Origin of the sequence: Kribbella sp. NPDC051586 (assembly GCF_044453965.1) — a bacterium.
Taxonomy (GTDB): Bacteria; Actinomycetota; Actinomycetes; order Propionibacteriales; family Kribbellaceae; genus Kribbella.
Genome location: NZ_JBITDF010000004.1, coordinates 1,260,943 through 1,277,523 on the forward strand (window position 1 = coordinate 1,260,943; position 16,581 = coordinate 1,277,523).

General features: G+C 69.4%; 17 protein-coding genes. 8 read left to right on the top strand and 9 right to left on the bottom strand.

All coding sequences use genetic code 11. The annotated features are described in order from the left end of the window. Nucleotides 1-103 precede the first annotated feature (103 nt). Complete coding sequence (locus ACIA58_RS32910) at nt 104-829, bottom strand: NIPSNAP family protein (protein ID WP_396407704.1); 726 nt, start codon at nt 827-829, stop codon at nt 104-106. A 168-nt stretch (nt 830-997) separates the two neighbouring features. Between ACIA58_RS32910 and ACIA58_RS32915 the strand changes: the two genes are divergently transcribed. Genes ACIA58_RS32915 through ACIA58_RS32925 form a run of 3 tightly spaced genes read left to right on the top strand, consistent with a single transcriptional unit; the run spans nt 998 to nt 3,666 of the window. Further along, entirely contained in the window at nt 998-1,795 is a 798-nt protein-coding gene (locus ACIA58_RS32915; RefSeq protein WP_396407705.1) for a sigma-70 family RNA polymerase sigma factor, read from the top strand. A 32-nt stretch (nt 1,796-1,827) separates the two neighbouring features. Beyond that, on the top strand, nt 1,828-2,691 hold the full coding sequence (locus ACIA58_RS32920) for a hypothetical protein (RefSeq protein ID WP_396407706.1): 864 nt from the start codon (nt 1,828-1,830) through the stop codon (nt 2,689-2,691). Between the two features lie 45 nt (nt 2,692-2,736). Then, nucleotides 2,737-3,666, top strand: a complete 930-nt coding sequence (locus ACIA58_RS32925; RefSeq protein ID WP_396407707.1) for a Ku protein — start codon at nt 2,737-2,739, stop codon at nt 3,664-3,666. Here the strand turns inward: ACIA58_RS32925 and ACIA58_RS32930 are convergent. Beyond that, nucleotides 3,663-4,307, bottom strand: coding sequence for a hypothetical protein (locus tag ACIA58_RS32930; protein WP_396407708.1), 645 nt, complete (start codon nt 4,305-4,307; stop codon nt 3,663-3,665). The genes ACIA58_RS32925 and ACIA58_RS32930 overlap by 4 nt on opposite strands. 161 nt (nt 4,308-4,468) lie before the next feature. On the opposite strand from ACIA58_RS32930, the gene ACIA58_RS32935 reads away from it, so the two are divergent. Further along, complete coding sequence (locus ACIA58_RS32935; protein ID WP_396407709.1) at nt 4,469-6,559, top strand: thiamine pyrophosphate-dependent enzyme; 2,091 nt, start codon at nt 4,469-4,471, stop codon at nt 6,557-6,559. On the opposite strand, the gene ACIA58_RS32940 is transcribed toward ACIA58_RS32935, so the two are convergent. Then, entirely contained in the window at nt 6,552-7,028 is a 477-nt protein-coding gene (locus ACIA58_RS32940; RefSeq protein WP_396407710.1) for a DUF1992 domain-containing protein, read from the bottom strand. The genes ACIA58_RS32935 and ACIA58_RS32940 overlap by 8 nt on opposite strands. An 85-nt stretch (nt 7,029-7,113) precedes the next feature. On the opposite strand from ACIA58_RS32940, the gene ACIA58_RS32945 reads away from it, so the two are divergent. From ACIA58_RS32945 to ACIA58_RS32960, 4 genes are read left to right on the top strand one after another with little or no spacing between them, the layout of a single operon-like run. Beyond that, nucleotides 7,114-7,707, top strand: a complete 594-nt coding sequence (locus ACIA58_RS32945) for a hypothetical protein (RefSeq protein WP_396407711.1) — start codon at nt 7,114-7,116, stop codon at nt 7,705-7,707. A gap of 12 nt (nt 7,708-7,719) precedes the next feature. After that, nucleotides 7,720-9,264, top strand: coding sequence for an aldehyde dehydrogenase family protein (locus tag ACIA58_RS32950; protein WP_396407712.1), 1,545 nt, complete (start codon nt 7,720-7,722; stop codon nt 9,262-9,264). Then, on the top strand, nt 9,261-10,421 hold the full coding sequence (locus ACIA58_RS32955; protein ID WP_396407713.1) for an NAD(P)/FAD-dependent oxidoreductase: 1,161 nt from the start codon (nt 9,261-9,263) through the stop codon (nt 10,419-10,421). Before ACIA58_RS32950 ends, ACIA58_RS32955 begins: the two co-directional genes overlap by 4 nt. Further along, nucleotides 10,421-11,353: an ornithine cyclodeaminase family protein gene (locus ACIA58_RS32960; RefSeq protein WP_396407714.1), complete on the top strand. Its 933-nt coding sequence runs from the start codon at nt 10,421-10,423 to the stop codon at nt 11,351-11,353. Before ACIA58_RS32955 ends, ACIA58_RS32960 begins: the two co-directional genes overlap by 1 nt. On the opposite strand, the gene ACIA58_RS32965 is transcribed toward ACIA58_RS32960, so the two are convergent. From ACIA58_RS32965 to ACIA58_RS32990, 6 genes are all read right to left on the bottom strand, one after another. Continuing rightward, nucleotides 11,350-12,093, bottom strand: coding sequence for an SDR family NAD(P)-dependent oxidoreductase (locus ACIA58_RS32965; protein ID WP_396407715.1), 744 nt, complete (start codon nt 12,091-12,093; stop codon nt 11,350-11,352). The two genes, ACIA58_RS32960 and ACIA58_RS32965, sit on opposite strands and share 4 nt — an antisense overlap. Beyond that, the gene (locus tag ACIA58_RS32970) at nt 12,090-12,569 is read right to left on the bottom strand and encodes an SRPBCC family protein (RefSeq protein ID WP_396407716.1); all 480 of its coding nucleotides are present in this window, start codon (nt 12,567-12,569) and stop codon (nt 12,090-12,092) included. The genes ACIA58_RS32965 and ACIA58_RS32970 overlap by 4 nt, the downstream gene beginning before the upstream one ends. Continuing rightward, on the bottom strand, nt 12,566-12,895 hold the full coding sequence (locus tag ACIA58_RS32975) for an ArsR/SmtB family transcription factor (RefSeq protein WP_396407717.1): 330 nt from the start codon (nt 12,893-12,895) through the stop codon (nt 12,566-12,568). The genes ACIA58_RS32970 and ACIA58_RS32975 overlap by 4 nt, the downstream gene beginning before the upstream one ends. A 73-nt stretch (nt 12,896-12,968) precedes the next feature. Further along, nucleotides 12,969-13,625: a hypothetical protein gene (locus tag ACIA58_RS32980; RefSeq protein ID WP_396407718.1), complete on the bottom strand. Its 657-nt coding sequence runs from the start codon at nt 13,623-13,625 to the stop codon at nt 12,969-12,971. 479 nt (nt 13,626-14,104) lie between these two features. Further along, nucleotides 14,105-15,556 carry an aromatic amino acid lyase gene (locus ACIA58_RS32985; RefSeq protein WP_396407719.1) on the bottom strand — a complete coding sequence of 484 codons (1,452 nt, stop codon included), beginning with the start codon at nt 15,554-15,556 and terminating at the stop codon, nt 14,105-14,107. Further along, nucleotides 15,556-16,569 carry an ornithine cyclodeaminase family protein gene (locus tag ACIA58_RS32990; protein WP_396407720.1) on the bottom strand — a complete coding sequence of 338 codons (1,014 nt, stop codon included), beginning with the start codon at nt 16,567-16,569 and terminating at the stop codon, nt 15,556-15,558. The genes ACIA58_RS32985 and ACIA58_RS32990 overlap by 1 nt, the downstream gene beginning before the upstream one ends. Nucleotides 16,570-16,581: the final 12 nt, after the last annotated feature.

Here is a 16,581-nt window from a genome sequence, read left to right on the forward strand (position 1 = left end):
AGCACAGAGATGGCCATCCGTCAGCCCTCCTTAGGTCCAGGCAGCGCTCGTCGCCGCTCGGGTCAAACCAGGATGCACGCCCGTTCCGGGCCCCGCAACGTATTTAACGCAGCTGAGAACGTGCGGTCGGTCGCAGCCGCAACTCCTGCGCCGGCTTCGCACTCCGGCAGACCAGCTCCGGCAGCACCCGCTGCTGCCAGGTCTGCGACGCGGCGAGCCGGCGCCGGTGTTCGTCGTACGCCGCGTCGTCGGCGAAACGCGCGAACCAGACCAGCACGATCTCGTCCCGCAGCGGCAACGCGGGAAAGTTGTTCTCGGCAACCAAACTCTCGAACACCGCGACCGGTTCGGCGCCGGTCGCGGTGAGCGCGGGCGCGACCTGATCGGTGAAGAACTCGGCGAACCCGTCGTCCTCCGAACCGCGGTGGTAGACGGCACCGGCGACGACCGACCTACCGGTCCCCGGGCTGCCGATCGGCGGCCTGGGCGCGTCGGGTCCGGGGTAGCGATCGTCGAGCCGGAGCGGCCGCAGCAGCAGGGCGTTGTCCGAGTCGACCATCGTCGCGTTCGCGACCGCGGCGTGCTCGCGCCAGACGGGGCCGTAGTAGAAGGCGTTCAGCGCGTCCGCCCGCGCGGGCAGATCCCGGAACCCGCGGATCCAGACGAACCGGTCCGGATCGTCCAGATCGCGGAACTGGCCGGCGATGTGCATCCCGGTCTTTTCCTGGCCCTCGACGAAGTACGTGTCGAATGTCTCGATCAAGGTGTCGCGCTGCCCGGGGTGCAGCGTGTACTGGCGCAGGTCGACCACGGCGCAGCAATCGTTCATAGCTGCAAGGGAACCACCGAAACCTGACAGTTACTGTCAGGCGACAGTCGTTTGAAACACCCGTAACAGGCTGGTACTTGAAAGCTCCGCCGGAGTTTGATCTGGTGGAGACAAGTGGTTCAGCCCCTTGCCACCAGACCTGCACGACGACACGACGAGGTTTCTCCCGTGACGATCGCAGCTGTCAACGTCGAAGATTGCAAGCAGACCATCGCCGACACGACCCAAGAGCTTCTGCTCGAGGCGGACGCCGTCCCTGATCCGCGCCACCAGGCATGCCTCGACGAGGTCGTCCTGCTGAACGCCCCGGTCGCGAGGTCGATCGCCTCGCGCTACCGCAGCAAGGGCGTCGACGCCGACGACCTGGAACAGGTCGCATATCTCGGCCTGATCAAGGCTGCCAACGGATACCGCGTGGACGCTTCGACGGCGTTCCTGTCGTACGCCGTACCGACGATCCGCGGCGAGCTGAAGCGGTACTTCCGCGACTGCGCCTGGACGATCCGGCCGCCGCGCCGGGTGCAGGAGATGCAGGGCAGCATCGCCGCGGCGGAGCCGGAGCTCATCCAGCGGCTCGGTCACGTGCCGACCGACGAAGAGACCGCGGTGGCACTGGGCACCGATCCGGCCGAGGTGGCCGAGGCCGCGTCGGTCCGCGGGTGCTTCAGCACCCTGTCGCTGGATGCGCCGGGTGCGCCGGAGACCGGGACGAGCCTGCTCGAGACCGTCGCCGACGCCGAGGACGGGTACGACCTGGTGGAGAACGTCCACACCCTCACGCCGGCGGTCGCCGGTCTGGCGGACCGGGACAAGCGCATCCTCCAACTGCGGTTCTGCAACGGCTTCACCCAGGAGGAGATCGGCAACGAGCTCGGGGTGAGCCAGATGCAGGTGTCCCGGCTGCTGCGCGGAATCCTGGAGAAGCTCCGCGACGAGCTCGCCGCCGGCGTGCCGAAGAACGGGTAGTAAGTCGAGGTAGGTGCGGTAGCGTCGCTCTCGTGGACTTCGAGGAGGCGGCGGATGCGCTGTACGCGGCGCCGGCGGCCGACTTCATTGCTACTCGCAACGAGCTGGCCAAGCAGCTGAAGGCCGACGGCGACCCGGTCGGGTCGACGCGGCTGAAGGCGCTGCGCAAGCCGACGGTCGCGGCCTGGATCACGAACCTGGTCGCCCGCAAGGCGCCGGACGAGCTGGACGACCTGCTCGCGCTCGGCGACGAGTTCCGCGAGGCGACCGCCGACCTCGACGGCGACCGGCTGCGGGAGCTGACGCCGAAACGCCATCAGTTGCTCGACAAGCTGGCCAAGGAGGCCTCCCGGCTGGCGGCCGAGGACGGCCAGAAGATGAGCGCGGACGTCGGCCAGAAGCTGCGCGAGACCCTGGACGCCGCGCTGGTCGACCCAGCCGCGGGCGACGCCGTACGCGAGGGCCGGCTGAGCAGCGCGCTGCGGCACGTCGGCTTCGGCGTCGTCGACGAGAACGGCGAACCCTCCAACGTCACCCCGCTCACCGACGAACGCCGCCAGGCTGCTCGCGACCGCCGCAAGACTCAGCAGGCCGAGACGGACGCCGCCCAGGAGGCCGCCGACGAGAAGGCCGCGGCGGCTCGCGAGGAGAAGGAACGCGAGGAGGCCGAGCGGGCCAAGGCCAGGCAGGCGTTCGAGGAGGCGGTCGCCGCCGCCCAGGAGGCCGAGGCCAAGGTCGAGGACCTCGACACGCAGCTCGACAACGCCCGCGAGGCCCTGTCCGAGGCGCAGGCGCTGGTCCACCGGCTGGGCGCCGACCTCGACGAGGCCCGTCGTACCGCTCGCGAGGCGCAGAAGGAGAGCCGCGAGGCACGGAAGCGGTACAACCGGCTCTGATCTGGGTACCGGTCGGGCCTGTTCTGTACCGGAAGGAGTCGGCGGATGGCACGCGCGATCTGGAGCGGGTACATCAACTTCGGACTGGTCTCGGTGCCGGTCGGGCTGTACAGCGCGACCCAGGAGCACGAGATCGACTTCCACCAGTTCCAGCAGGGGACGTCCGACCGGATCCGCTACAAGCGGGTGAACGAGCGCACCGGCCGCGAGGTCCCGTACGAGAAGATCGTGAAGGGGCACGACGTCGGCGGCGGCGAGTACGTGATCGTCGAGCCGGACGAACTCGACGACATCGCGCCGGGAAAGTCGCGGTCGCTGGAGATCGACACGTTCGTCGACCTCGACGACATCGACCCGATGCACTTCCAGAAGAGCTACTACCTAGGGCCGTCGGACTCCGACAACGCGTCGTCGTACGCGCTGCTGCGGGACGCGCTGGCGAAGACGAACCGGGCCGGGATCGCGAAATTCGTGATGCGCGGCAAGGAGTACCTGGCCACGATCCGCGCCGACGACCGGGTGCTCGTCCTCGAGACCATGTTCTTCGCCGACGAGATCCGCGACCCGGACGAAGAACTCGGCACCCTGCCGCGCAAGTCCGGCACCGGCAAACAGCTGTCGATGGCCGTCGACCTGATCGAGGCGATGAGCGGCGAGTGGAAACCGGCCGCCTACAAGGACACCTACACCGAGCGGGTCAAGGAACTGGTCAAGTCCAAGCACCAGGGCAAGGACATCGTGTACTCCGAGGAGGAGCCGCAGGCCACCAACCCGACCGACCTCGTCGCCGCCCTGCGCGCCAGTGTCGAGGAGGCCCGGAAGAGCCGCGGCTCGAGGAAGAAGACCACCGCGAAGAAGACGGCCACCAAGAAGACCGCAACCAAGAAGACCGCGACCAGGAAGACCGCCGCCGGCAAGAAGCCTGCCGCAAAGAAATCGGCTGCGAAGAAGCCGGCCCGGAAGAAGGCTGCCTAGCTGCCGAGGAGATAGCGGCCGGGGTTCGCCGGGGCGCCGGCGTCCAGCCAGCGGTGGAAGCCTTCCGGGTTGCGGCGTTCGAACTCGTCGAGGCAGATGCGGCGTACTTCGGCGACGGCCTGGCGATCGCGGAGGCCGGCCCCGCGGGACAGTTGGGAGGCGGTGTCGGACCAGACGCCGCAGAGTTCCTCGATGCTGAGCGGGCACTGCAGGGACTCGATCAGGCGCTCGTCCTCCGCGAACTGGACCTCGGTGAGGCGCTCGAGCCTGCGTTGCTTACGGGACCGGCGCCGGCGCGGAGGCCGGTCGGGCACGACCAGGTCGATCACGACGAACAGGGCGGCGAGGACCAACGCTGCCGCCACTCCCAACGCGCCCCACGCAAACAGCCGCACCAGCCCCGGCAAGCAGAGCACTGCCGCCGCACACGCGGCCGCGATCAGAGCGGAGGAACCGTACGGCTCCTCGTCGGCCACGTGCCGAACCACTGCGGCCAGCGGCCAGACCAGCAGGAACACCACGGTCAGCAGGATCGAGCCGGCGAGCGGACCGAGCAGGAGCACGCCGGACAGCGCCCCGGCCGTCCCGACCCCGAGACCGGCCGCGACCCCCATCCGTCGTACCGCCGGAGACAGACGCATCACCGCAGCTCACTCACCGTCACCACAACCCGGATCCCCCTCCACCGACGAACGAACAAGCCCCCAGCACCGTTCCCCGACCAGCGTGGCCCCAACCGCGCGGGCTGTTCAACCCGTGGGCCGAGCTGTCGCCGGGCCCGTCATCACGGATCATGTATCAGATGAGGACCTTCGCCGAACGCATCCGCGGCCTCGCCCCGGCCCCGTGGGAGCACGACGCAGAGCTGCTCCGGGGCCTGTTCGACGCTCAGCTCGGCAGCCGGCACGCGGACCTCGCCGCCCGCTGGATGCAGTCGCAGGGCACCGGCTTCTACACGATCGGTTCCGCCGGTCACGAGGGCAACGCGGCCGTCGCCGCCGCCCTGGAGCCGACCGACCCGGCGCTGCTGCACTACCGCTCCGGCGCCTTCTACCTGACCCGCTCCGGCCAGTGCGGCTCGAAGGACGGGCTGCGCGACATCCTGCTCGGCGTCGCCGCGGCGACCACCGAGCCGATCGCCGGCGGCCGGCACAAGGTGTTCGGCCGGCACGAGCTGTCGATCATCCCGCAGACGTCGACGATCGCCTCCCATCTGCCCCGCGCGATGGGCGTCGCCTTCTCGCTGAACCGGTCGGCCAAGCTCGGCGTACCGTCACCGTGGCCGGCTGACGCGATCGTCGTGACCAGCTTCGGCGACGCGTCCGCGAACCACTCGACCGCGACCGGCGCGATCAACGCCGCGCTGCACGCGTCGTACCAAGGGCTGCCGATGCCCTTGCTGCTGGTCTGCGAGGACAACGGGATCGGCATCAGCGTGCGTACGCCGGACGGCTGGATCCGGCAGGCATACGGGCAGCGCCCCGGCCTGCGGTACTTCGACGCGGACGGCACCGACCTGGACGCGGCGTTGTCGATGGCGACCGAGGCGGCGACGTTCGTACGGCGCAACCGGCGCCCGGCCTTCCTCCGCTTGCGCACCGTCCGCCTGCTCGGCCACGCCGGCTCCGACGTCGAGACGGCGTACCGGTCTCCCGCCGAGCTGGCCGCGGACGAGGAACGCGACCCGCTCCTCGGCACGGCGCGCTACCTGCTCGGCTCGGGCTACACGGTCGACGAGATCGTCGAGCTCTACGAGGACAAGCAGGCCGAGGCGCTCCGGATCGCGGCCGAGGTCGCCGGCCTGCCGCAGCTCTCCTCCGCCGAGACCGTCGCGGCTCCACTGCGCTTCCCGGTAGCCACCGAGGTCGCCGACGCACTGCCCGAGCGCACGCCGTCGACGGAGCGGCTCACGCTGAGTCAGTCGATCAATCGCGCGCTGAGCGATGTGCTCGCGTCGTACCCGGAGGCGATGGTCTTCGGCGAGGACGTCGGCCGGAAGGGCGGTGTCTACGGCGTCACCCGCGGGTTGCAGAAGGCGTTCGGACCGCCTCGTGTGTTCGACACACTGCTCGACGAGCAATCGATCCTCGGGCTGGCGCTCGGCGCGGGCGTGTCGGGGCTGCTGCCGATCCCCGAGATCCAGTACCTCGCCTACCTGCACAACGCCGAGGACCAGCTCCGCGGCGAGGCGGCGTCGCTGAAGTTCTTCTCGCAGGAGCAGTACGCGAACCCGATGGTGCTGCGGATCGCCGGGTACGGCTACCAGAAGGGCTTCGGCGGCCACTTCCACAACGACGACGCGATCGGCGTACTGCGGGACATCCCGGGCATCGTCATCGCCTCACCGTCGAGGCCCGACGACGCGGCCGCGATGCTGCACGCATGTACGGCGGCGGCGCGGTCGTCCGGCACCGTCAGCGTGTTCCTCGAGCCGATCGCGCTCTACCACCGGCGAGATCTGTACGAGGACGGCGACGAACAGTGGCTGGCGGCGTACCCGGAGGAAGCCGTGCCGATCGGGCGCGGCCGCACGTACGGCGACGGGACCGAGCTGACCATCGTCACGTTCGGGAACGGCGTGCCGATGAGCCTGCGGGTGGCCGCCCGCGTGCCTGGTGTTCGCGTCCTCGACCTGCGTTGGCTGGCGCCACTGCCTGTCGAAGATCTGTTGCTACAGGCAAACATCACCGGGCGGGTGTTGGTCGCGGACGAGACCCGGCGGTCCGGCGGCGTGTCCGAGGGCATCCTGGCCACGCTGATCGACCACGGCTACACCGGGCGGCTAGCCCGGGTCACGAGCTACGACTCGTACGTCCCGCTCGGCGCGGCGGCGCACGACGTACTGCTCAGTGAGCAGACGATCGAGACCGCCGCCCGCTCGATGCTCAGCTGAACAGCCGCTGCCAGACCGACTTCTTCTTGGCCGGCCGGTGCTCCTCGGACGTGGACCGGGGCTCGGTCGCGGGCCGTTCCATCCGCCACTGGGCGATGATCGCGTCCTCGTTCACCGGGCCTGTCGGCACGACCGGGCCGGTGGTGTCGCGGATGCTGAGCCGGATCCGCTTGTTCAGATCGGCCAGGTAGTCGCGGACCTCGGACTCGCGCCGCATCCCGCGGATCTTCTCGTGCACCTGCTGCTTCTCCTTGCGGAGCAGCATCGCCGGCGGCAGCAGCGCCTCGGTCTCGACGTCCTCGCGATGCAGGAATTCCTTGACCCACCAGTCCGGATCGTGCTGGTCGGCCAGCTTGAGTGGTTTGCCGGCACCGGGCAGGTTGTCGAACTCGCCGTGGTTCTGCGCCAGCTTGATCTGCGACTCGACCCACTCCTGGTTGCTCATACCCGGTGGTCTGCGCTTGGTCATGGCCACACCTCGCTGTCATTCGACAGTTGCTTACCAGGTACCAGATTACTAGCTTGTGAACGCAATCACAAGGCATACTCGAGGAGTGCAGCTGACCGATGAAGAGATCGCGGCGATGACGCCTGCCGAGCGGCGGGACCTGATCCTGCGGCTGGCGCCCCGTCCGGGCGGACTGCCGTCCCGGCGAACCTTGGAACGGCTGCGCAAATGGCGGACCGTGCTGATGCTGGTCTGCGCGGCCGCCCTGATCCCGTGGACCGTCTACCTGGCGATCACGCTGCCCAGCCACTACGTCGCGCGGAACTGGGTCGCGACCTGGGTCGGCTTCGACATCCTGCTGCTCACGATGATGATCCTGACCGCGCTCGCGGGCTGGAAGCGCAAGCAGTTCGTCTTCCCGACCGCGTTCGCGACCGGGGTGCTGCTGATCTGCGACGCCTGGTTCGACGTCATGACGAGTCACCGCGGCGGCGACCTCACCCAGGCCCTGCTCAGCGCCTGCCTGGTCGAGCTCCCGCTGGCCTTCCTGCTGATCGCCGGCCCGCTCCGCCTGCTCCGGTACGTCGCCATCCGGCACGGCATGATCCACGCGGACTCGCATCTGTGGCGGATGCCGATCCCGATTCCGGATCTCTACCCCGCCGGCAAGGTGCCACTTAGGGTGGATCCTCACGACTGAGGAAGGATCCGCATGGCTGTTGAGGTGCTGTCCGTTGTCGGTGGCGAGCGTGTGGCGGAAGCGGTACGGCGTGCTCCGTCGACCAATCCCGCTCGGTTGAGCGAGGTCGTCGGGACGGTCGGTAGCGCCGCGCCGGAGGTGTTCGTCCGGGCGGCTTCGGTGGCGCACTCCGCACAGGCCGCGTGGGCGGCGACGCCGGCGCCACAGCGCGGTCAGGTGATCTCGAACGTCGGCCGGCTGATGACGCTCAACAAGGAGCGGCTGGCTGCGCTTGTCACCCAGGAGATCGGGAAGCCGCTCGCCGAGGCGCTGGGCGAGGTGCAGGAGATCATCGACACCTGCGACTTCTTCCTCGGGGAGGGGCGCCGGCTCTACGGGCAGACGGTGCCGTCGGAGATGCCGGACAAGCAGCTGTTCACATTCCGCCGCCCGGTCGGCACGGTCGCGGTGATCACGGCCGGCAACTTCCCGGTCGCGGTCCCGTCCTGGTACATCGTGCCGGCACTGCTCTGCGGCAACACGGTCGTGTGGAAGCCGGCAGAGTACTCCGCGGTCGTCTCGGACGCGTTCTACGAGATCTTCGCGCACTCCGGCGTACCGGCCGGCGTCTTCAACGTGGTGTACGCCGACGGGCCCGACACGTTCGCGGGTCTCGAGCAGGCCCTGCAGGCCGGACTGATCAACAAGGTCGGTTTCACCGGGTCGAGCGCGGTCGGCGAGCGGATCGGTGAGCTGTGCGGCCGGCATCTGCAGACGCCATGCCTGGAGCTCGGCGGCAAGAACCCGATGGTGATCACCGAGGACGCGGACCTCGACCTGGCCGTGGAGGGCGCACTCTTCTCCGGCTTCGGTACGGCGGGCCAACGGTGCACCTCACTCGGTACGGCGATCGTGCATCGGTCCGTGTACGACGAGTTCCTCGTCCGGTTCGCGACCGCAGTCGGCGAGGCAGCGATGGGTGATCCGGCGCAGGACGTGCTGTTCGGGCCGCTGCTGGACGAGAAGTTCGCAGCCGGGTTCGAGAAGTCGCTGGGGTGGATCGGGCCGCACCACCGGGTCATCGGGCGGACCGGGCGGGTCACGGCGGACAATCCGCGCACCGGGTTCGTCGGCGATCCGTCGGACGGGCTTTTCTACCATCCGGTCGTCGTCGCGGGGGTGCAGCCGGACGACGAGCTGTTCCTGAACGAGACGTTCGGCCCGCTGGTCGGCGTCACGCCGTACGCCCAACTGGACGAGGCGATTGCCCTGGGCAACAAGTCGGGGTACGGGCTGTCGAGCTCGATCTACACCACCGATCCGAACAAGGCGTTCCGGTTCGCGCAGGGGATCTCGGCCGGGATGGTGAGCGTGAACAACTCGACCTCGGGGGCGGAGGCGCACCTGCCGTTCGGCGGGAACGGCAAGTCGGGCAACGGGTCGCGGCAGAGCGGGATCTGGGTCCTGGACCAGTTCACCCGCTGGCAGTCGTTGAACTGGGACTACTCGGGCAAACTCCAGAAGGCCCAGATGGACACCGAGACGGTCGAGGCGGATCTCGCCTTCGAGCTGCCGTGACCCAGACGGCGTTGCCCGGGGCCGCCGACGTGGTGATCGTCGGCGGCGGGGTGATGGGGACGAGTATCGCGTTCCATCTGGCCGAGGCCGGCGTCGAGCGGATCGTCTTGCTGGAGAAGGACCAGCTCGGTTCGGGGTCGACGTGCAAGGCGGCGGGCGGGGTGCGCGCGAACTTCTCCGACGAGGTGAACATCGCGCTCGGGGCGCGCAGTCTGGACGCGTTCGCACGGTTCGGGGAACGGCCCGGGCAGGAGATCGACCTGCACCAGGTCGGCTACCTGTTCCTGCTGGACACTCACGAGCAGGTCGAGCTCTTCCGCGAGAGCACCGAGCTGCAGAACCGGCTCGGCCAGCCGACGCGAATGCTCTCCGTCGAGGAGGCCGTTGCACTCGCCCCGATCTGCAGCGCCGACGGCCTGGTCGGGGCCTGCTTCTCGCCGACGGGCGGCCACTGTACGCCGGAGTCCGTCGTACTCGGTTATGCGACGGCCGCTCGTCGGCGCGGCGCGTCGCTCGTGACTGGTTGCGAGGTTGTCGGGCTCGATGCTGTCGGCAACCAACTCACCGCGGTGCGAACCAACCGGGGCACGGTCCGGACGCGCGCGGTGATCTGCGCGGCCGGTGCTTGGTCGGCGGAGCTCGCCGCGGCGGTCGGGGTGGAGTTGCCGGTCACGCCGCTGCGCCGGCAGATCGTGGTGACCGAGGCGATCGACGGCCTGCCGGCGAACCTGCCGATGACGATCGATTTCGGCACCACGTTCTACTTCCATCGCGAAGGTCCCGGTCTGCTGGTCGGGATGTCGGATCCCGATGAGCAGCCCGGGTTCTATCTGAACCGCACGGACACCTGGATCCCGCGCCTGACCGAGACGATGGCGCGGCGGGCGCCCACTCTCCTCGACATCGGCCTCACCGGCGGCTGGGCCGGGCTGTACGAGGTGACGCCCGACCACAACGCACTGATCGGCGAGGCATCCGGCGTCTCCCGTTTCCTGTACGCCACCGGATTCTCGGGCCACGGCTTCCTGCAGGGCCCTGCCGTCGGCGAGGTCATCCGAGACCTGTATCTCGGCCGCGAGCCCGTCGTCGACATCAGCCCGCTGGACGCCGGCCGCTTCCAGCACGCCGCCGCGCGCGCCGAACGGAACATCGTCTGATGACGCTTCTCCTCACCCGCTCCGACATCCTCGCGGCGCTCGACGTACCCACCTCCCTCGCGGGCCTGCGCGCAGGCTTCCTCCAGTCCGCCGACATCGAGCCGTTGAGGATCCGCACCGACCTGCCCGGTCCAGGTACGGCGACCGCCCTCCTGCCCGGCCTGATCCCGGGCATCCCCGCCTACACCGTCAAGGTCAACGCCAAGTTTCCCGCAGCCTCCCCCGCGCTCCGCGGCATCGTCTGCCTCCACGACCTGACCGACGGCACGCTCCTGGGTGTCCTCGATTCCACAACGATCACCGCCTGGCGGACCGGTTTGGCTACCGCCCTGGCAACAGACGTCCTCGCGCCACCAGGATCCGACGTGGTGGGGGTGATCGGGGCGGGGGCGCAGGCCGCGATGGTTGTTGCGGGGCTGACAGCTCTGCGCAAGGTCAGCCGCCTCGTCGTCCACGACGTTGATCGCGAGCGGGCGACCCAGTTCCTCGCCCAGCAAGAAAACCCGGGCGTCGCGGTCGGTACTCCGCGGGAGGTGGTGCAGCGGGCACGCATCGTCGTACTGGCGACCTGGTCGCGGGAGGCGCTGCTGACCTCCCGCGATCTGCGGCCAGGGTTGCATTTCACGACGCTGGGAGCCGACGAGCCGGGCAAGGTGGAGCTGTCCGCGGATCTGCTGTCCGCCGCGCGGGTGGTCGTCGACGACCGCGCGCTCGCCGTACAGATGGGTGCCCTGGGCAACGTTGGGTTGGGTGCCGACGCGGCGGACGCGACCTTGACCGAAGTGCTGACGGGAGTCGCCTCCGGCCGTCGCACGGATGACCAGATCACGGTGTACGCGCCCGTCGGCCTGCCCTGGCAGGATCTTGCGGTTGCCTGGCCCGTTTACCAGGCCATGCAGGGGCGCGGTCGGGCGATCGACTTCCTGAGCTAGTTGACGACTGCGCCCGCGGTCAGGTTGAGGGCCGTGCCGGTGAGGGAGCGAGCCAGGTCGGACGCGGCGAAGGCGGCGACAGCACCGACGTCGGACAGAGTTGCGGCGCGCTTGAGCATCGTGCCGTCGGCGGTGTGCTTCGCGATCGCCTTCGCGGCCTTCTCGGGGAAGTCGGCCGGCAGAGCCTCCGGGATCCCGTTGGTCTGCAACGTCAGAACGCGGATCCCGTGCTGTCCGAGCTCCAGCGCGAGACTCCGGCGCAGCGCCTCCACCGCCCCGAAACCCATCTGGAATCCGCCGAGGTTCGCCGCCGGGTCGCCGTACCCGCCGAAGGTCAGGATCACGCCCGAACCCTGACGGATCATCTGCCGCGCGGCCGCCCGCGAGGTCAGGTAGAAGGTGCGGACCATGGTCGTGACCGGCTGCTCGAAGTCCGCGAGGGACATGTCGACCAGCGGAGTGCCGAAGAACTGCTGGTGCCCGATGAGGTTGAACGAGACGTCGATCCGGCCGACCGCGGCCGCATGGTCGTCGACGGACTTCTCGTCCAGGGCGTCGACGACGGCGGCCTCGGCGGTCCCGCCCGCGGCGCGGATCTCGTCGGCGACCCGCTCCAGGCGTTCCGCCGTACGGCCGGCGAGGTGGACGGTGGCGCCCTCGGCGGCGAACGTCTTCGCGACCGCGCTGCCGAGCGGGCCGGCCGCGCCGTACACGATCGCGTGTTTGTCGGTGAGCATCATGATTGGGCCTCCTCGGCCAGTTCGGCGACGAGGTCGTCGAGTCGCTGCATCGACGCGCGGATGCCGCGCTCCATGCCGCCGGCGACGTACAGGTCGCGGTCCTCGACCGCGAAGAACACCGTGTTCTGGGTCAGCGTCGTGACCCCGTCGGCCTCGTCGAAGGTGATCAGGTTCAGGTAGACGGTCCCGGGCGCCTGGTCGAACTCGTACGTCTGCACGATCCGCTCCGGCGTCGGCTCCCCGTGGTACAGCCCGTGGAACACATAGCCCTTGCCGTCGCCGTCGTAGTGCGTCCACCGCCAGCGACCGCCGTGCCGCGGATCGAGCTGGTTCACGACCAGTTCGAGGTCGGCTGGTCCGAGCCAGCGCTTCACCAGCTCGGGCTCGGTGTACGCGCGGAACAGCAGCTCCCGGGGAGCGTTGAACTCCCGCACCACCACGACCTGCGGTACGCCGGGCTCCGCGACGACCTTCACGATTCCTCCTTGAGGTCGTCCTTGAGGGCGTCCAGGAGATCGTCCAGGCGGTCGAAGCTCTCCGCCCAGTACGCGCGGTAGTCCATCAGCCAGCCGACCGCCGCCCGGAGCGGCTCGGCCTCGAGGTGGCTCAGCCGGGCCGTCGCCCGCTGGGAGCGGGTGATCAGACCGGCCTGCTCGAGGACCTTCAAGTGCTTCGACACGGCCGGCTGCGACATGCTGAACGGCGCTGCGAGCTCCGCGACGGTTGCGTCCCCGCCCTTGAGCCGGGCGAGGATCGCCCGGCGGGTCGGGTCGGCGAGTGCCGCGAAGACACCGGTCAACACGACTTCAGAACCAGATGGTTTCAGAACCATATGGTTAAGAATGCGCCGCTACGCTCCGGCCGTCAACCCCGGATCAGGGATGCTGCGGCGTTTCCCAGCGGTCCGGGTCGCACAACGACGGGTCCCAACCGTGGTCGATGCAGTACTGCCGCAGGATCTCGTCGCGGGTCGACGGCCGGCTGGTCGGGCGGGTCGGCGTCGGAGTCTTGGTGGTCGTCTGGGTCGGCTTCGGATCGGGCGTCCGGGTGCGCTCGGTAGTCCTGGTGCTGGTCGGTCGCCGGGTCGGCTCCTGCGTCGGCCGCCGCGTCGGCGCATGGGTCGGCACGGGGATCGTCTTCGGCACGAGCGGCGGCGTGGTCGTCGTCCGCGGTACGACGGGGGTCGCGGGCGGCGTCGCACTCGACGAGACGCTGGGCGACGGAGACTGGTCGTCGAAGACCTTCACAGCCGCGTCATCGGATTTGCCGCCGAACAGGCCGATCGCGGACACCGCCCACAGACTGACCGCGAGGAACAGGATCAGCGCGGTGCCGCCGGCGTACACGACCCGGCGCGACGGACCCCCGTACCGTCCGATCGGGCCGCGGACCGGGTTGCCCTTCCCGTCGGACCAGAAGTGCCAGTCGTCCGGGGCCGGCGGCCAGGACGGATCGGGGCGCCACGTCTTCGGTGGGACCCAGCTGCGACGGGGCGGGGACGGCCAGCTCGGCGGTACTACGAACCGCTTCACCAGTAACTCCTCCAAGCTCTCGTGCAGGCGCGCGCACCCAGGCCAACGACTCAGACCCGATGCAGGCTACTTGCGACTCCACGTCACCCGCGTGTCGGGCTGGCTTTTACGATCAACCCCCTGAATGAAACGGCTGTCAGCCAGGTTAGCCTTACCTAAATCTGCCGTCTTCCCCGCCGGCGTGCCGTGGCAGGCGAACCTGCAGCGCTCAGCAAGGCTGAACGACGGCTAGCGCCTTCTCGCTGCCAAGCGTGTGCCGCCTGGAATCGGCGAGGTTGATGCGTGGTGCAGATCCGCCGCGCCCACAACCCACCGTCGCCACAACCCACCGAACAGGCGACACCGCCGAGGGCATCATCGCCCCCGGGGGCAGCTTTGCGGATCATTCCGGCCACCTGGCGCACATTTGTTTCCGGAGACCTTCGCCCAGCCGGGCCTCAACCCCAGATGTCTCTCAGCCGGCTGAATGACACCGGGAGCTAGATCACCTCGGCCAGCAGGCGGGTGAGGTCTTCGCCGAATGGGCGGTCGACGTCGATCGGAGGTACGACAGCATCGACCGCCCGCACGAGATCTTGCAGGCCGGGTGGGATCGCTCTGCCCGAGAGTGCGAAGGCCTGCCGTACGGCGAGGAGCTCGCAGGCCGTCGTCTTACGGGTCAGGCGGATCGCTTCGGCGAGGTTGCCGACGGCCTCCCAGGAGAAGGTCTGCACATCCTCCTGACCGTTGGACGTCTCGGCCGTACTGATTGCCGTGGGCAACGTCAGGCGGCGGAGCTGGTGAGTGGTGGCGACGGCGCGTTTGTGGACCGCGACGAGGCCTGCCTGCGGGCCTGGTTCGCGGGCGAGCTGGGCGGTGAGGCCGGTGACGGTGGGGTCCAGGAGCCGATGCAGACGTGCGGTCGAGACTTCAGCGGCGTGGGCCAATGCGGTTGTCAGGTGGTCGCAGTACGCGGCGAGGTCGATACCGTGAAAGCCCGCGGTGCCGACGAAGTCGCCGTCCAGGTACGCCGGTGAGTCGGACACACCCGTGAACGCGCGGTCCACCGCGTCGTCCAACTGCTGCAACGTCCGGCGCACATGCGCGTTCACGTGACCCGCCACCCGGAACGAGACCGGCGCCTGCAGGCTGCGCGGCTCAGGCTCGGGCCCTGCGAGCTCTCGAAGTCGGGCGAACTCGGCGGCCAGTACGTCGTCCCCTCGCGCCGCGGCCGGTTCGTACGGATCCCGGTTGGCTCCCACCACAGCAATGGCCCCGGCAGCCACGTCAGTCAGCCGATCCGCCAGCCGCCGCACCTTCGCCGCCGCAAGCGCCGCCCGCCCAGCCGCACCAGGCGTCCCAGCGAGAAGCGCAATCCCTTCCTTTGGCCCGAGCTCGAACGCCGGCAACAACCCACCCGCAGGCCGCAACCCGCCTGCGCTCCCCGCACCGCCCGAGTCACCCGCACCGCCCGAGTCACCGCGGGCGGGGGCGAGGAGCCAGCCGATGCCGACCAGCGGGCCGGCGGCGTGGGCGAGCGGGATGATTTCGCCGGCGGAGCCGGCTCCCTCCGCGGGGACGGCGGGGGTGTAGTCGCTGTTGATGAGGGCAACTAGTTGCTGGATCAAGCCGACGGAGACCGCCGAATCGCCGGTGAGGAAGGTTTTCAGGCGGCCGATCAGGACGGCGCGGGACTCGTCGGGTGCGAGCCAAGGTGGGCCGCCGACAGCCCGGCCCAGCAGCAGATTGCGTTGGTGGACGCGCTGCCCGGCCTCGCTCAGGCGGACCTTGCTCAGGTTGCCCATCCCGGTGTTGACGCCGTACACCGGCTCCCCGGCCTCGAGGGTGTGGAGCGCGGCGGCACGAACAGCGGCCATCCGCTCGAGCAGTGCCGGCGCCAGCTCGATCGGCTCGGGGCTGGATGGATCGAGTTCCGCGGGTTCGTTGATCATCAGTGGAACCGAAGCATCGTGCCGGCGTCGGCGGCTTCGGCCCGGCGGAGGATGAGGTGGGCGATGGCGACGTCCAGCAGGGACAGGCCGCGATGCCAGAAGAGGTTGCGTTCGGCATCGTTCTCACGCCCGGGCTTGCGGCCCGCGACGATCTCGCCGATCTCGGCGTACAGCGTCTCCGGCGACAGCCGGCCGGTGTCCACATGCCGCCGCAGCGACCCGAAGCGCCCGGATTGAGCCTCGCGCCAGTCGTCCACGACGACCTTGTCCATCACGTCGAGCAGATCCAGCTCGACCGCGGATACCGTACCGTATGGTATGGCGAAGGCTCCCGGCTTGACCGTAGCTGTACGGAGGAGCGGTTCGGGTTCGGTCAGACGGGTCGCCTCGACGAGGATGTCGGCCCCGTCGAACGCCTCCTCCGCGGTCGCCACCACCCGCACCGGCGTGGACAGCTCGGCCGACAACTCCTCAGCGAACTTCTCCCGCGACTCCGGCCGCCGCGACGTCACGCGGATCTCGTCGAGGTCGAAGAGGTCGTCGAGCATCGTCACGTTCCACCACGCCGTACCTCGCGCGCCGACGTGCGCGAGGATCTTGCTGTCGCGACGCGCCAGGTGGCGAGCGCCGACCGTGGTCATCGCACCGGTCCGGGCCGCGGTGATCATCGTCGCGTCCAGCACAGCGAGCGGCATACCGGTCGTCGGGTCGAACAGGGTCGCCATCGCGAGCTCGCTGGGCAGACCCTTCTGGTAGTTCGGGACGAAGTCGCCGACGACCTTCACGCCACTGATCCCGTGCTCGCCGAGTCCGTCGAGGTGGCCGCGGAGGATGTTGAAGTGCCCGATGCCGCCGTTGTCCGGCGTCAGGTGCACCCGCGGCTCGAACGCCGTCCGCCCCTCACCGTGCTCGCGCACCGCCTCCTCGACCGCGTCCACGATCTCCAGCCGGGTCAGCCCCAGCGCATCGATGTCCGGGCCGCTCAGGAACCTCAACCAGATACCGTCCGCCACTTCGCTCCTTCG

Bases quoted from the DNA above. Each gene is read 5' to 3' on its own strand.
- ACIA58_RS32910 (WP_396407704.1), bottom strand. From the start codon at position 829: ATGAACGATTGCTGCGCCGTGGTCGACCTGCGCCAGTACACGCTGCAC.
- ACIA58_RS32925 (WP_396407707.1), top strand. From the start codon at position 2,737: ATGGCACGCGCGATCTGGAGCGGGTACATCAACTTCGGACTGGTCTCG.
- ACIA58_RS32930 (WP_396407708.1), bottom strand. From the start codon at position 4,307: ATGCGTCTGTCTCCGGCGGTACGACGGATGGGGGTCGCGGCCGGTCTC.
- ACIA58_RS32935 (WP_396407709.1), top strand. From the start codon at position 4,469: ATGAGGACCTTCGCCGAACGCATCCGCGGCCTCGCCCCGGCCCCGTGG.
- ACIA58_RS32940 (WP_396407710.1), bottom strand. From the start codon at position 7,028: ATGACCAAGCGCAGACCACCGGGTATGAGCAACCAGGAGTGGGTCGAG.
- ACIA58_RS32950 (WP_396407712.1), top strand. From the start codon at position 7,720: ATGGCTGTTGAGGTGCTGTCCGTTGTCGGTGGCGAGCGTGTGGCGGAA.
- ACIA58_RS32960 (WP_396407714.1), top strand. From the start codon at position 10,421: ATGACGCTTCTCCTCACCCGCTCCGACATCCTCGCGGCGCTCGACGTA.
- ACIA58_RS32965 (WP_396407715.1), bottom strand. From the start codon at position 12,093: ATGATGCTCACCGACAAACACGCGATCGTGTACGGCGCGGCCGGCCCG.
- ACIA58_RS32985 (WP_396407719.1), bottom strand. From the start codon at position 15,556: ATGATCAACGAACCCGCGGAACTCGATCCATCCAGCCCCGAGCCGATC.